Source organism: Limnobacter sp. UBA7229 (assembly GCF_002473065.1).
GTDB lineage: Bacteria > Pseudomonadota > Gammaproteobacteria > Burkholderiales > Burkholderiaceae_B > Limnobacter > Limnobacter profundi.
The window spans coordinates 430297-444938 of the sequence record NZ_DKTN01000003.1; the positions used below are offsets into that span (position 1 = coordinate 430297).

The 14642-nt window shown below is 51.8% G+C and carries 16 protein-coding genes; 11 read left to right on the plus strand and 5 right to left on the minus strand.

The annotated features are described in order from the left end of the window. Positions 1-3 precede the first annotated feature (3 nt). From coaBC to B4C79_RS02645, 3 genes are all read left to right on the plus strand, one after another. Entirely contained in the window at positions 4-1248 is a 1245-nt protein-coding gene (gene coaBC, locus B4C79_RS02635) for a bifunctional phosphopantothenoylcysteine decarboxylase/phosphopantothenate--cysteine ligase CoaBC (protein WP_291751674.1), read from the plus strand. 14 nt (positions 1249-1262) lie between these two features. After that, positions 1263-1715 carry a dUTP diphosphatase gene (gene dut / locus B4C79_RS02640; RefSeq protein ID WP_171100032.1) on the plus strand — a complete coding sequence of 151 codons (453 nt, stop codon included), beginning with the start codon at positions 1263-1265 and terminating at the stop codon, positions 1713-1715. 180 nt (positions 1716-1895) lie between these two features. After that, a complete protein-coding gene (locus tag B4C79_RS02645; RefSeq protein ID WP_291739432.1) occupies positions 1896-2939 on the plus strand; it encodes a GGDEF domain-containing protein in 1044 nt (347 codons plus the stop codon). A 140-nt stretch (positions 2940-3079) separates the two neighbouring features. Here the strand turns inward: B4C79_RS02645 and clpA are convergent, their stop codons facing one another. Together clpA and clpS are read right to left on the minus strand one after the other, a co-directional pair. Further along, positions 3080-5404 carry an ATP-dependent Clp protease ATP-binding subunit ClpA gene (clpA, locus tag B4C79_RS02650; protein WP_171100037.1) on the minus strand — a complete coding sequence of 775 codons (2325 nt, stop codon included), beginning with the start codon at positions 5402-5404 and terminating at the stop codon, positions 3080-3082. After that, a complete protein-coding gene (clpS, locus tag B4C79_RS02655; RefSeq protein ID WP_105029601.1) occupies positions 5401-5709 on the minus strand; it encodes an ATP-dependent Clp protease adapter ClpS in 309 nt (102 codons plus the stop codon). The genes clpA and clpS overlap by 4 nt, the downstream gene beginning before the upstream one ends. 363 nt (positions 5710-6072) lie before the next feature. Here clpS and B4C79_RS02660 point away from each other — a divergent pair, with 363 nt between their 5' ends. Further along, a complete protein-coding gene (locus tag B4C79_RS02660; protein WP_008252332.1) occupies positions 6073-6294 on the plus strand; it encodes a cold-shock protein in 222 nt (73 codons plus the stop codon). 120 nt (positions 6295-6414) lie between these two features. Here the strand turns inward: B4C79_RS02660 and icd are convergent, their stop codons facing one another. Continuing rightward, the gene (icd, locus tag B4C79_RS02665) at positions 6415-7662 is read right to left on the minus strand and encodes an NADP-dependent isocitrate dehydrogenase (RefSeq protein ID WP_171100038.1); all 1248 of its coding nucleotides are present in this window, start codon (positions 7660-7662) and stop codon (positions 6415-6417) included. Between the two features lie 161 nt (positions 7663-7823). Between icd and B4C79_RS02670 the strand changes: the two genes are divergently transcribed. Then, complete coding sequence (locus tag B4C79_RS02670) at positions 7824-8315, plus strand: DUF192 domain-containing protein (RefSeq protein ID WP_291751677.1); 492 nt, start codon at positions 7824-7826, stop codon at positions 8313-8315. A 73-nt stretch (positions 8316-8388) separates the two neighbouring features. Here B4C79_RS02670 and sodB read toward each other — a convergent pair whose 3' ends face one another. Then, entirely contained in the window at positions 8389-8970 is a 582-nt protein-coding gene (gene sodB / locus B4C79_RS02675) for a superoxide dismutase [Fe] (protein WP_105029921.1), read from the minus strand. A gap of 77 nt (positions 8971-9047) precedes the next feature. Beyond that, a complete protein-coding gene (gene xseA / locus B4C79_RS02680; protein ID WP_291739383.1) occupies positions 9048-10415 on the minus strand; it encodes an exodeoxyribonuclease VII large subunit in 1368 nt (455 codons plus the stop codon). A gap of 300 nt (positions 10416-10715) precedes the next feature. Between xseA and B4C79_RS02685 the strand changes: the two genes are divergently transcribed. The 6 genes from B4C79_RS02685 to adk all read left to right on the plus strand — a co-directional run bounded on the left by B4C79_RS02685 (position 10716) and on the right by adk (position 14589). Next, positions 10716-11330 carry a MotA/TolQ/ExbB proton channel family protein gene (locus B4C79_RS02685; protein ID WP_105029605.1) on the plus strand — a complete coding sequence of 205 codons (615 nt, stop codon included), beginning with the start codon at positions 10716-10718 and terminating at the stop codon, positions 11328-11330. Positions 11331-11341: 11 nt separating this feature from the next. After that, positions 11342-11770: an ExbD/TolR family protein gene (locus B4C79_RS02690; protein WP_291739382.1), complete on the plus strand. Its 429-nt coding sequence runs from the start codon at positions 11342-11344 to the stop codon at positions 11768-11770. Next, positions 11767-12837 carry a tetraacyldisaccharide 4'-kinase gene (lpxK, locus tag B4C79_RS02695; protein ID WP_291739381.1) on the plus strand — a complete coding sequence of 357 codons (1071 nt, stop codon included), beginning with the start codon at positions 11767-11769 and terminating at the stop codon, positions 12835-12837. The genes B4C79_RS02690 and lpxK overlap by 4 nt, the downstream gene beginning before the upstream one ends. Continuing rightward, positions 12818-12994 carry a Trm112 family protein gene (locus tag B4C79_RS02700; protein ID WP_105029608.1) on the plus strand — a complete coding sequence of 59 codons (177 nt, stop codon included), beginning with the start codon at positions 12818-12820 and terminating at the stop codon, positions 12992-12994. Before lpxK ends, B4C79_RS02700 begins: the two co-directional genes overlap by 20 nt. Before the next feature lie 6 nt (positions 12995-13000). Beyond that, positions 13001-13762 carry a 3-deoxy-manno-octulosonate cytidylyltransferase gene (gene kdsB / locus B4C79_RS02705; RefSeq protein WP_105029609.1) on the plus strand — a complete coding sequence of 254 codons (762 nt, stop codon included), beginning with the start codon at positions 13001-13003 and terminating at the stop codon, positions 13760-13762. Positions 13763-13935: 173 nt separating this feature from the next. Then, a complete protein-coding gene (gene adk, locus B4C79_RS02710) occupies positions 13936-14589 on the plus strand; it encodes an adenylate kinase (protein ID WP_105029610.1) in 654 nt (217 codons plus the stop codon). Positions 14590-14642 lie beyond the last annotated feature (53 nt).

The following is a 14642-nucleotide window of genomic DNA, read 5'->3' on the forward strand; positions in this document are numbered from 1 at the left end:
CCCATGCGCCCAGTCGAATTGCCACCGCTTCCTGGTTTGAACCAACTGCGTGTAGTGTTGGGCGTGTGCGGCGGCATTGCCGCTTACAAATCGGCCGAGCTGGTACGCCTGTTAATGAAACAGGGCTGCACGGTGCAAGTGGTCATGACTGAATCGGCCACACAATTCATTGCACCACTCACCTTCCAAGCCCTTTCGGGCAAGGCTGTGCATGTGTCGCAATGGCCAGCTGGGCACAGTGATAACAATATTGACCGTGGCATGCCGCACATCGACATCAGCCGCAACGCTGATTTTTTATTGATTGCCCCGTGCACCGCCAACTCCATGGCGAAATATGCACACGGGTTTGCTGACAATCTGCTGGACAACCTCGTATTGGCCCGCAATTGCCCCATGGGCATTGCGCCGGCCATGAACGTGGAAATGTGGAACAACCCAGCCACCCAGCGCAACATCAGTCAACTTAAAACCGATGGTATCAATGTGTTTGGCCCCGCTGCTGGCGAACAGGCCTGCGGTGAAGTCGGCAGTGGCCGCATGCTGGAACCCTTTGAGATCGTATTGGAACTGGCGCGGGCAGTGAATCACAAACCCCTGGCTGGTAAAAAGGTATTGGTAACAGCCGGCCCCACCTTTGAAGCCATTGACCCGGTGCGCGGCATCACGAATCGATCCAGCGGAAAAATGGGCTACGCCTTGGCACAAGCAGCATGGTTAATGGGTGCCGAAGTGAGTTTGGTGAGTGGCCCTACCGCTTTGCCAACACCGTACGGTGTGCCCATGGTGAGTGTTCAATCTGCCAGGCAAATGCATGCTGCAGTATTCGGTCAAATCGAGCAACAAGACCTGTTCATTGGTGTCGCCGCTGTGGCCGATTACGGTATTAAAAACCCAAGCGCCCAAAAGCAGAAAAAACAACCCGATCAAGCCGCGGGTTTAAACATGGAGTTCGAACTGAACCCCGACATTCTTGCAGATGTTGGCGAATTTGCCAGCACTCGAAAAAAATCGCTGACGGTGGTCGGTTTTGCTGCCGAAACAGAAAATCTGGATGACTACGCCAACCGCAAACTGGACAGCAAGAAAGCGCATTTCATTGTTGGCAACCTGGCGCAACAAGCATTGGGCTCCGACCAAACCGAGTTAACCATTTACAGTAAAAAACTGCCCCCTGAATACCTGGCCTCTTTGGACAAACTGCAAGCTGCACGGGCAGTTTTGTCTTTCATTTCCAAACACTCCTGAATACAAATACCCTCATGAAAATTCAAGTTGAACTGAAAGTACTCGACCCGCGCATGCAAGAGCAATTGCCTGCCTATGGCACACCGGGCAGTGCAGGCATCGACCTGCGCGCTTGCCTGACTGAGCCACTGACTTTGCAACCCGGCCAGGCTGAATTGGTGCCAACCGGTCTTTCCATGTATATCGGCGACCCCAATTACTGTGCAACAATTTTGCCCCGTTCAGGCTTGGGTCACAAAAAAGGCTTGGTACTTGGCAATTTGGTGGGTTTAATCGATTCCGACTACCAGGGCCCGCTGATGGTCTCGGCCTGGAACCGCAGCCAAGTGCCAGTGACCATTGAACCCATGGAGCGCATCGCTCAACTGGTCATCTTGCCGGTGGCACACGCCGACTTCAAGGTGGTCAGCGATTTCACCCCCAGCGAACGCGGTGAAGGCGGATTCGGAAGCACCGGGACACGCTAGAGAAAACCAAGCGAAAGGAACCACCCCAAGCAGATTTGCCACTGAGTGTCATTGTGAATCATCAGGAAAACAATGGACTCAGGGGGCAACGGGCCAGCCACAACGACAGGCCGTACATGGTTGGTTCACGCAATCCGGCAGCTGCGTCCCTGTTCTGAAAAAACCATCCGGTATTTTTGGTTGGCACTCTGCGTCATTCTGGCGGCAGTGGCTGTATTCAACTACGGCAAAGTACATCAAATTCAAGGTGATCTGGCCAAGAGACGGCTACTTGAAGTGTCCCTGCAAGACCTGATCGTACAAAGCACCGCCCTGCATCACCTGGGCAATCAGCATGCTTATGAAACCAAACTTGGTCTGGAAATGCGTGGCTACAGCTCACCCCAAGAGTTACTCAATCAACTGGCTGCGAGATTGGCTGTCATCGAAACGATCAACACCCACAGCGGGCTGACTGAATCGGCTGCAAGCCTTCGAGAACACCTGATCGCGATGGACCAGCAACTTGAAAAATTCGGAAAACCCGACCCTCAACGCATCGAGTTTTGGTTGATCGAGCTTGGGATATTCAACACCACCTTGAAGAAACATGCACAATCGGCCGATGAAAAGGTTAATGCATTGCAACGCAACAACCTGATACTCACATTGATTGTCTTGGTTCACTCGGTAAGTTTTGTCAGCCTCACTCTGTGGCGACAATCAAACTTGCGAAAGCGCTTCGCAATTGAACTGCTTCACCTGAGCAATCAGGCTCGCAGCGATCCACTCACTGGTTTGCTCAATCGCCGGGGCTGGCAAGACCTGAGCAGCGCCTATCTGCGAAAAATGCAACGAGAAAATCAGCGTCAAGGCAGTGTGGCAATTATCGACATTGACTACTTCAAACAATACAACGACACCTATGGCCACGAGGCCGGGGATATGCGACTTCGGGAGTTTGCCGAAACGCTTCGAACCAACTTCAGGCCTGGTGATCTGATCGCACGTGTCGGGGGCGAAGAGTTTGCAGTGCTTCTACCGAACTGCACCGCCGACGACACCCAAAGAATCGTGGACAGAATTCGGCTGAACGGCAATTGCAAAGTTGGGTTTTCGGCAGGAATTTGCGACATCACCCACGCTGACAGCATTGACCGTACCATGGCGCAAGCTGACCACGCGCTTTACCAAGCCAAGAACAAAGGTAGAAACCGCAGTTGCCTGGGCCAAGTGAGTGGTTAATCAGGCAAGCAAGGCCTAGTCCAAAAACAAAACGCCTGAGTAACCACAAGGGATACTCAGGCGAGCCCACTTCGCGATTAACCCGGATACCTGTCCGGGCTTGTCGCTACCTGATGCTTTATTACGACCAAACTTTGCTTTTAATCAACAGCAACCTCAGTGCCGCTCTCCGACTCTTGCCCCGATGAACCTTCATCAAAAGTCAGTGACACCTGGTCATTTTCCAAATCATGGTCCACAGTCACCTTGCCGCCGTTCACCAATTTGCCAAACAGCAACTCATCGGCCAAGGCCTTGCGGATGGTGTCTTGAATCAAGCGCTGCATTGGGCGAGCACCCATCAATGGATCAAAACCTTTCTTGGCCAAGTGCTTGCGCAATTCGTCTGTGAACACCGCATCCACTTTCTTCTGGTGCAGCTGTTCTTCCAGCTCCATCAGGAACTTGTCGACCACGCGAAGAATGATTTCTTCATCCAGCGCACGGAAGGAAATGACAGAATCCAGACGGTTGCGGAACTCGGGGCTGAACATGCGCTTGATGTCTTCCATCTCATCGCCCTGCACCTTGGATTCCATGAAGCCGATACCGCGCTTGGTCAGGGCTTCTGCACCCGCGTTGGTGGTCATGATGATGATCACATTGCGGAAGTCAGCCTTGCGACCGTTGTTGTCGGTCAAAGTACCGTTGTCCATGACCTGAAGCAGAATATTGAACACATCGGGGTGCGCTTTCTCGATTTCGTCGAGCAACAACACGCAATGTGGCTTCTTGGTAATGGCCTCGGTCAACAAGCCGCCTTGGTCAAAGCCAACGTAACCTGGGGGCGCACCAATCAAACGAGAAACAGCGTGGCGTTCCATGTATTCCGACATGTCGAAACGCAGCATTTCAATGCCGAGAATAAAGGCCAACTGTTTGGCCACCTCGGTTTTACCCACACCCGTGGGGCCGCTGAACAAGAACGAGCCAATCGGCTTGTCGGCCTTGCCCAAACCTGCACGCGACATTTTGATGGCGTTTGCCAAAGCCTCAATGGCGGGGTCTTGCCCAAACACAGTGGCTTTCAAATCGCGATCGAGCGTGGCCAGCTTGTTGCGGTCATCGGTATTAACCGACTGTGGCGGAATACGGGCAATTTTCGAGACAATGTCTTCGATGTCGCCCTTCGTAATTGTTTTACGCTGTTTGCTTTTTGGCAAAATACGCTGAGCCGCACCGGCTTCATCAATCACGTCAATGGCCTTGTCGGGCAAATGACGATCATTGATAAACTTGGCCGACAACTCAGCGGCTGCCGAAATGGCCGCGCTGGAGTACTTCACGCCATGGTGGTCTTCAAACCTGCTCTTCAAACCGCGCAAAATTTCAATGGTCTGTTCCACGGTGGGTTCAGACACATCGATTTTCTGGAAGCGGCGTGAAAGCGCGTGGTCTTTCTCGAAAATGCCACGGTACTCGGTAAAGGTAGTTGCGCCAATGCACTTCAGCTGCCCTGACGACAAGGCAGGTTTCAGCAAATTGGACGCATCCAGCGTGCCGCCAGAAGCGGAGCCTGCGCCAATCAAGGTGTGGATTTCATCAATGAACAACACGGAATCCGGGTTGGCCTTCAACTGTTTCAACACCGCTTTCAAACGCTGTTCGAAATCGCCACGGTATTTGGTGCCCGCCAGCAACGCGCCCATGTCCAGTGAATGCACCTGCGCTGTTGCCAAAATTTCCGGCACGTCACCTTGCACAATTCTCCAAGCCAAGCCCTCGGCAATCGCGGTTTTACCCACACCAGCCTCACCCACCAAGAGCGGGTTGTTTTTGCGGCGGCGGCACAGCACCTGAATAACCCGCTCCACTTCCTGCTCACGGCCGATCAGCGGATCAATTTTCCCTTCCTTGGCCAATGCATTCAAATTCTGGGTGTACTGGTCAAGCGGCGACTGCTTGTCACCCACGTTTTGGGTGGCCTCGGCTTCCTGCTCCTGATTCTCGTTCTGGGAATTCTCGGGCTTCGGCGCGGGCGCCTGCGGCGTTTTGGTAATGCCGTGTGAAATGTAATTCACCACATCCAGACGGGTAATACCCTGCTGGTGAAGGTAATACACCGCATGGGAGTCTTTCTCACCAAAAATCGCAACCAGCACATTCGCGCCAGTCACCTCTTTCTTGCCATTCGATGTGCTTTGAACATGCATGATGGCGCGCTGAATAACCCGCTGGAAACCCAGCGTGGGCTGCGTGTCCACTTCATCCTGACCGGACACCACAGGGGTGTTGTCCTTGATGAAATTTTGCAGGTTCTTTCGAATTTCTTCGACATCGCATGAGCATGAACGTAGCACCTCAGCCGCTGAAGGATTGTCCAGCAAGGCCAATAGCAGGTGCTCTACCGTGATGAATTCATGCTTTTGCTGACGTGCGTCAACAAATGCCATGTGCAAACTTACTTCCAACTCTTGCGCAATCATGTTTCCTCCATCACGCACTGCAGCGGGTGTTGATGCTGCTTTGCGAAACCGCATACCATTTCGACTTTTGTCGAGGCGATGTCTTTGGGATATACCCCACAGACCCCTTTGCCCTCTCGATGCACTTTCAGCATGATTTGGGTGGCCTGTTCCCTTCCCTTTCCAAAAAACTTCTGCAAAACAATCACGACAAACTCCATGGGGGTGTAGTCATCGTTCAAGAGCACGACCTGATACATCGGGGGCAGCTTCGCTTTTTGCGCCTGCGATTCCAGTACTGTTGATGGATTGTTTTGCGAACTCATAACTTCATTGTAATCACTTCTAAGGGGCACGCAACAAGGATTAGAGAGCAATACACTGCCTTTATTCAAGGCTAGAAATTTTTCCTGAAAATTCAATCAGGAACATCTCAAAAATTATGCAAACCCACTCTCAAATTTGCAATCGATAACCCACAAGGTCAATCACCCGAAAAGCCTGAATTAACCAGATGTAGACAACACCTGTCTATTACAAGGGGTAAACCCTTAAAAAATGTATCTATTGTATGGTTGACCCCAGCCCAAACAGGTCAAAGAATAGAAGGCAAGCTGGTTCAGACTGGCGAGTTGTCGGAAAGTTCGTGCGTTCCGATCGAAGTATTGTTTTTTGAAGGAGGTTTCGCGATGGCGACCGGCACCGTAAAATGGTTCAATGATGCAAAGGGTTTTGGTTTTATTACTCCAGATCAAGGGAGCGATGAACTTTTCGCCCACTTTTCAGCAATCCAGGCATCTGGATTCCGCACACTGAAAGAAGGTCAGAAAGTGACTTTTGAAGTGGTGGATGGACCAAAAGGTAAGCAGGCTCAGAACATCTCTGTGATGGACGCAACCAGCGCCGCCTGACAAGTAAAATAATCAAACCACCGATTAAGAAAAAAGCCGGCCCCAAGCCGGCTTTTTTCTTGCCCATAAAAAAAGCCCCATCTCTATGGGGCTTTTTTATTTACAGCAGAAGCAGGCTTGTTACATGTGGTCGATCATGACTTGACCGAAACCTGAACAGCTTACCTGTGTGGCACCGTCCATCAAGCGCGCAAAATCATAAGTTACTTTCTTGGACGTGATGGATTTTTCCATGGAAGTAATAATGAGATCAGCCGCCTCAACCCAACCCATGTGACGCAGCATCATTTCTGCAGACAAAATTTGCGAACCCGGGTTCACATAGTCTTTGCCTGCATACTTGGGCGCTGTGCCGTGGGTGGCTTCAAACATGGCAATTGAATCGGACAAATTCGCACCGGGGGCAATGCCAATACCACCGACCTGGGCGGCCAGGGCATCAGAAATATAGTCGCCATTCAAGTTCATGGTGGCGATCACGCTGTATTCAGCTGGGCGCAGCAGAATTTGCTGCAAGAAGGCATCGGCGATCACATCTTTGATCACAATGTCACCATGCGCAGCCTTGATTTTCATCCAGGGGCCGCCGTCCAGCAGTTCGGCGCCGAATTCGTTCTTGGCCAAAGCGTACGACCAAGCCGCAAAAGCGCCTTCGGTGTACTTCATGATGTTGCCCTTGTGCACAATCGTCACCGAAGGCTTTTTATTGTCGATGGCGTACTGAACGGCCTTGCGGAACAGGCGCTCTGTGCCTTCTTTAGAAATTGGCTTGATTCCAATGCCTGAAGTTTCGGGGAAACGAATCTTGCTCACACCCATTTCTTCACGCAGAAACTTGATCAGCTTTTTGGCTTTGTCGGTTTCCGCCTCGTATTCAATACCGGCATAAATGTCTTCCGAGTTCTCGCGGAAAATCACCATGTCGGTTTTGTGGGGCTCTTTTACCGGGCTGGGCACGCCGGCAAAGTAGCGCACTGGGCGAAGGCACACATACAAATCAAGCTGCTGACGCAAAGCCACGTTAATGGAACGAATACCGCCACCTACGGGTGTGGTCAATGGGCCTTTGACAGACACCACATATTCTTTCAACACTTCCAGGGTTTCTTCTGGCAGCCACACATCGGGGCCGTACACCTTGGTGGACTTTTCGCCCGCGTAAATTTCCATCCAGCTGATTTTGCGCTTGCCACCGTATGCTTTGGCCACAGCAGCGTCGACCACGTCGATCATCACTGGTGTAATGTCAAAACCAGTGCCATCGCCTTCGATGTATGGAATGATGGGTTGATCGGGTACGTTCAACGAGTAATCACTATTGACCGTGATTTTTTCGCCGACTGATGGGACTTTAATGTGTTGGTACATGGTCTCTCCGCTGCTTCTCTGGTGTGTTAGAGGGAACACTCTAGTGTATCCCTTCACTACGAAAATCACAATTATTTCGCAATATGAAATTGCATTCCTTATTGCGCCAAGCCGTATAATACCGCCATCTTCTTTCAGATCTCTGACAGGAACCAGATTTCATGCACTTTGATCACATCAACAAATACTGCACTACTTTCAGGTTGACTTTGGTGACAGCTGCGCTGGGCTTGGCTGCCTGCATAAGCAATGCTGCAGGGCCGGCGCAATCCCAATTGCCAACACTTCAAATGCGCGTGGGCCAACATGATGTGAAAGCAGAGTTGGCCAACACCGATCTAAGCCGTCAAATCGGGCTAATGAACCGAAAGGAGCTGGGCGGGAATTCAGGAATGCTGTTTGTGTTCAAACGCAGTGAAACACAATGTATGTGGATGAAAAACACCCTGATTGATCTGGATGTGGCCTTTGCAGACGCCAACGGCAAAATTCTGAATATTGAACAGATGAAAGCAGGTACGACTGACATTCACTGCTCCAGCGGCAACGCCAAACTTGCGCTGGAAATGAACCATGGCTGGTTTTCAACGCGCGGTATTGATGCGGGTGAAAAACTGCATGTGCCAGAGCATGTCCTGGAAACCAGGGAATAGACCGCAAAAACAAACCCCTCCTTGCGCTGTGAGCACAAGGAGGGGCTGGCGTGTTGAAAAGGCTTTCGGGGGATTAACCTTCGAAATTCTTCGATGCAAATTCCCAGTTCGCCAGGTTCCAGAAGGTTTCAATGTACTTGGGGCGAGCGTTGCGGTAATCGATATAGTAGGCGTGTTCCCACAGGTCGCAGGTCAACAAAGGCTTGTCTTGAGTGGTCAAGGGTGTGGCTGCGTTGCTCGTGTTAACGATATCCACTGAACCGTCGGCTTTTTTCACAAGCCATGTCCAGCTAGAACCAAAGTTACCAATCGCGCTTTTGGTAAAGGCTTCCTTGAACGCATCAAAGCTGCCAAATTTGGCATTGATGGCGTCGGCCAACTTGCCAGTGGGTGCACCACCACCATTGGGTGACAGGCAGTGCCAGTAGAACGTGTGGTTCCAGATCTGTGCCGCGTTGTTGAATACACCACCGGTTGACTTCTTGACGATGTCTTCCAGGCTGGAGCTTTCAAACTCGGTGCCTTTTACCAGATTGTTCAGGTTGGTCACATAAGCAGCGTGGTGCTTGCCGTAGTGGTACTCCAGTGTTTCTTTGGAAATATGGGGAGCCAGCGCGTCCATCGCGTAGGGCAATTCGGGCAGTGTATGTTGCATATCAGTATCCTCTCTCACTTCAATCAATACGAAAACTTCAGCTTGGGGCAAAACCCCACATTTCAACCCCTCTGATTCTATCTTGAATTTTTGACGTCCTCGTTGAACGGTCCACGCAGCTCAGTTTTCTCGCGCACATTCACCAAAATTTCACCGTCCGCCACTGTGGCTCGCAAGGCATCGCCAGTTTGCACATCCAGCACAGAGCGAACAACTGCGTTTCCGTGCTGTGGCTGCAAAAAGGCATAGCCACGCTCCAGCGTTCTTTGGGGGGAGACGGCCTCAACCACAGAGCCAAGACGGTCCACGCGAGAATCCAATGCGGCAATGTTGCGCCGCTGCGCAGCCATTAGCCCACTTTCAAGAAGCTGGGCACTTCGATTGGCTGAGTTTTGAGCTGCATTCATTTCAAGCGACACGGATTCCCACAACACCTGAATTGAATTGTTTTGTTGTGCAAGGCCTCGCTCGACAAGGCGCGGCAGGCGGCCATTTGCGGTGCTCAAACGAGATTCAAGGGTGTTCAGATAAGCAGTAGGGGTCAGCAAACCTAGTTCAGCCCGATCCACCCGTTGAACAAGCATTTGGGCTCGGTGACGTAAAGCCTTGCGCAAGCCCACATGCAAACTTTGAATCTCGGACAGCAGTTCACTGGTGGGCCAGCTGATCAATTCGGCAGCTGCGGTCGGCGTGGCAGCGCGAAGGTCTGCGGCAAATTCAGCCAGGGTCACATCCGTTTCGTGCCCTACTCCAACTACGATCGGTGTTTTACAAGCCGCGACTGCGCGCACAACAGCCTCGACGTTGAAACTCCACAAGTCTTCCAGGCTCCCGCCCCCACGGCATAGCACAAGCGCTTCATGGCCTGCTGAATCGGCTTTGCGAAGGGCCTCAATAATTTGTGCTGCGGCCTGTTCGCCCTGCACCGCGGTGTGGTAAACCGAGTACTCAACATGGGGCGCGCGCCTTGCCAAGGCCTGTTTTACATCAGCAAGTGCAGCGGCTTGCAGTGAAGTGATCACCCCGAGATTAAAAACCACCGAAGGCAGTGGGCGCTTGCGGGCAGAATCGAACAACCCCTCCTGAGTCAATTTGGTTTTCAGTTGCAGGTACTGTTCATGCAGATTGCCTTGCCCGGCCTTTTTCATGACATCAATGATCAACTGCAACTCGCCACGCTGTTCATACATGGCCAGTTGCGCAAGCACTTCAACTTTGTCGCCCACCGCTGGGAAAAAACCTGCGAGAACATTGCGTTGGCGAAACATAACCGCCTTCAGTTGTGCAGATTCGTCCTTCAGGGCCAAATACCAATGCCCGGAGGAGGCACGGGTAAAAGACGCCACCTCACCCTGAATCCGGATGGAGCCAAATTCATTTCGGAGGTGATCATTCAGGTGCCTGGCGAGCTGGCTGACCGAGAAAACCGTTTTTAAGTCAATCATTTATAGACCAAATTGGCTAAAAAACCAGAACATTTCCACATGCGCTAACAAAAAGCTACTTTCTGTGCAACATGGCTGAAATACAAGAAAATAAACACAAGCGACTGATTAAAAAGGAAAAATACAACAAAATACGATACACAAAAAGTTCATTTTTCTCACAAGCGACTGATTATTCGAAAATTTGGGGGGCTTTTCCCCAAAGTTATCCACAATGAACAAATATGTCGGCTTTTGTGTAATTTGTGTAATGTTGGTTTTTTCGCTAGAGTCCCTGTCTTACTGAATAGGAGTGTACTTGTGTGGTCAATCATTTCTGCGGCGGGCTGGCCAATTTGGCCTTTGATTTTTGGCTCGGTGGTCGCGTTGGCAATCGTGCTTGAGCGCGTTTGGGCCTTGCGAAAAAAAGACTTGATCCCGGAAAACCTGGTGGCCGATGTGTGCAAAACACTGCCCCAGTTCAAAGACCGGCAAAACATTGCCCGTCTGGAATCACACAGTGCGCTCGGAAGCTTGATGGCTGCAGGGCTGTCTGCGTTCTACAAGAACGAGGACATAGAAACCGCGATGCAGGACAAATCCGTCGGCATTCAAAACGCACTTGAAAAACACCTTGACGTGCTGTCCATGATCGCCAGTGCCGCGCCTTTGATGGGTTTGCTGGGAACGGTCATCGGCATGATCGAGATTTTTGCAGTTCAAGGCTCTGGTGCCCAGACGCCCGAAGCGATTGCCGCTGGCATCGCAGTAGCTCTTTACAACACGGCATTCGGCTTGATTGTTGCGATACCGGCCCTGGTCGCCTATCGACTGTTCCGGATCCGTATCAACGGCCTGCTCGAGGACATGGGAAACTCACTGAAGCCTTTTGAAGACCTGCTGAAACAGCACACCAACTCGCGCAAAGCAGGCTAAGGAGCGGGTCTTTGAGAATCAAGCGTACAACGAGCACGGAAGCACCCGACATCAACCTCATCCCGCTGATCGACGTGTTGTTGGTCATCGTGATTTTTCTTGTTGTGTCCACCACATTCATGCAGCCTAGCCAACTGGAAGTTGATTTACCTGGTACACGAAGTGCTCAGGAAGATGCCACACCGCCTGAAGCACTTCGAATTCGAGTGGGTCGGGATGGCAACTATGCGCTGGGCGCTCAGGGTGTATTGACGGAAACCCAACTTCGCACAGAACTCAGCAAAGTTTTGTCAGCCAAACCTGCAAGCGAGGAACGCAGGGCCATTGTTGAGGCCGATGCGGCTGCCACGCACCAATCGGTGGTGATGGTGATGGACATGCTGGCCTCATTGGGCGTGGCCAAAGTGTCGATTGCCACAGCCGGTGGCAAATCCCCATGAGCACAGATGAACGCAAGGCCAGGATTGAGTCTGCCTTGCTCAATATTTGGTACTCGGGACAAAAACCAGGGCTTGTTACAGGCTTGACCCTGGGTTTACTTGAATGTACCTACAAGGCGTTGCGCTGGGCCACCCGGCAAAATTACAAATCGATCGCCGCAAAGAAAGCAAGCCATCCGCCAGTTTTGGTGGTCGGCAACCTGATTGCCGGCGGTGCAGGAAAAACGCCCATCGTGATGGCAATTTGCCAATACATGGTCGCCCGCGGTGACAAGGTTGGCATCGTGAGCCGGGGTTATGGGCGATCAACAACTGCGCCAATAGTAATTGACCCAGCCAAAAACACACCCGCCGCAATTGAAGCGGGAGACGAGCCGCTGTTTTTAAGCCGTGAAACCGGTTGCCCGGTGGCTGTGTGCGCGGATCGAAACCAAGCGGTCAGGCTTCTTTTGACCCACTTCCCGGATTTGAAATTGATTGTGTCAGACGATGGTCTGCAACACCACAAACTTGCCCGACAACTTGAATGGGTGGTATTTGACCGGCGGGCCCATGGCAATGGCCGCATGTTGCCGGCTGGCCCTCTGCGCGAGCCACTTTCCCGGCTTAATTCGGTGGATGCAGTGCTGTGCTCCAATATTTCGCCCGAATCCTTAAGCAAGTCCTTGAATTGGCCATTGCGAGACAACTGGCATGCGATCCATGTTCAGCTCACTGGCTTTCGGCAACTAAGCTCTGGCCAATTCCTGACAACCGAACAAGCCATGGAACAGTGGAAACCGCTGAAACTGATGGCGTTTTCCGGCATTGGTGATCCAGGCAAATTATTTGATGCGATTCGATCAGCCGGTCTCAATCTTGACGCAAGCCGCGGCCTTCCTGACCATTTCAATTACCCTGGAGACTTTTGCGCACAGTTCGATCAACAAGTGCTGATCACAAGTGGCAAAGATGCCGTAAAATTGGGTGATTCAAACCCAAAAGTGTGGGTGGCCGAGATCAGCGTGAAATTGCCCCCTGCCCTGACACAAGCCCTAGAGGATTGCATTGGACCCACAATTGATTGACATTCTGGTTTGCCCCATCTGCAAAGGGCCGCTTGAAAAACGCCCAAGCGACAGCTATCTGGTATGCAAAGCCGACAAACTTGCATTTCCCGTACGGGACGGAATACCCATCATGCTGGTGGAACAAGCCGAACCCGTATCAACCTCCAACAACTAAGTTTCCATGTTCAAAGCCGTTATCCCGGCCCGCCATGCATCTACTCGCCTGCCCGGCAAACCCCTGCTGGACATTGCGGGAAAGCCCATGGTTGTGCGAGTGGCCGAGCAGGCCTTGAAATCGGGGGCAGACGAAGTCTTGGTCGCCACTGATCACCCGGAAATTGAGTCGGTGTGTATAAACCATGGCTTGCAGGTTGTCATGACCCGTGGCGACTGGCCAACAGGCACCGATCGGATTGCGGAAGTGGCCCAACTCAAAGGCTGGGCCAACGACACCGTGGTGGTGAATGTACAGGGCGATGAGCCCCTGATTGACCCAGCCTTGATTGACCTGGTGGCCAAAGCCTTGCTGGAAGATGCTCAAGACATTGCGACCTGTGGGCATGCAATCGACAACTGGGAAGAATTCAAAAACCCCAATGTGGTGAAAATCGCCATGCGTGAAGACGGCGAAGCACTTTACTTTTCCCGGGCCCCTATTCCTTATCCGCGGGATGCTTATGCCACTGAATCCTGGCCCCAAGGTGTGCCAGCGGGGCAACTGGGCATTCGCCACATTGGTTTGTATGCTTACCGCGCCCGCTTTCTGAAGGTGTATCAAACACTGCCTCCAGCCAGAATTGAAGTGCTTGAATCACTTGAACAACTCAGGGCGCTGGCCAATGGCTTTCGCATAAAAGTGTGTATGATTCAGGATGCCCCGCTTCCCGGGGTAGACACCGCGCAAGACCTGGAGAAAGTCAGGGCATTGTTCGGGTCTCGTTAAGGCTGAACGACCATGAAAAAATATTCGAGCCTGCCCATGGGTAAGTTTTCTGCAAGTTGAAGCACCCATAATCGCAAAGGCCTCGAATAAGAAAAAACGGCCAAAAATATTGCCTGTTGTAAACGACGCATCTTGTACAACAGGCCAGCAGATTTAAAACTCTTGAGGCGACTATGCGTTTAATTCTATTGGGAGCGCCCGGTGCTGGCAAAGGCACGCAGGCGACATTCATCAAGGAAAAGTTTGGCATTCCCCAAATTTCCACTGGCGACATGCTGCGCGCAGCTGTTAAAGCCGGCACCCCCCTGGGTATCGAAGCAAAAAAAGTCATGGACAGTGGCGGCCTGGTGTCCGACGAAATCATCATCAATTTGGTGAAAGAGCGCTTGAAAGAATCCGATTGTGCAAATGGTTATTTGTTTGACGGATTTCCCCGCACCATTCCACAAGCCGAAGCCATGAAAGAGGCCGGCGTAAAAATTGATTTCGTGCTTGAAATTGATGTGCCCCACGACGCGATTATTGACCGCATGAGTGGCCGCCGCACGCACCCGGCCTCGGGGCGCACTTATCACATAAAATTCAACCCTCCGAAACAGGAAGGCATTGATGATGTGACGGGCGAGCCTTTGGTTCAGCGTGATGACGACAAAGAAGAAACCGTCAAGAAACGCCTTGACGTATATGAAAAGCAAACACGCCCCTTGGTGGACTACTACGGCCAATGGGCAGCGACAGGCGATGCCAGCGCGCCACAATATCGCAAAATTGCTGGTGTTGGCAGCGTAGAAGAAATCAAGGCACGCGCCTTTGATGCTTTGAAGTAAAGACCATACACGGCTGCGGCGCCCACAACCTGGGTGCCGCAAGCTGGACAGCA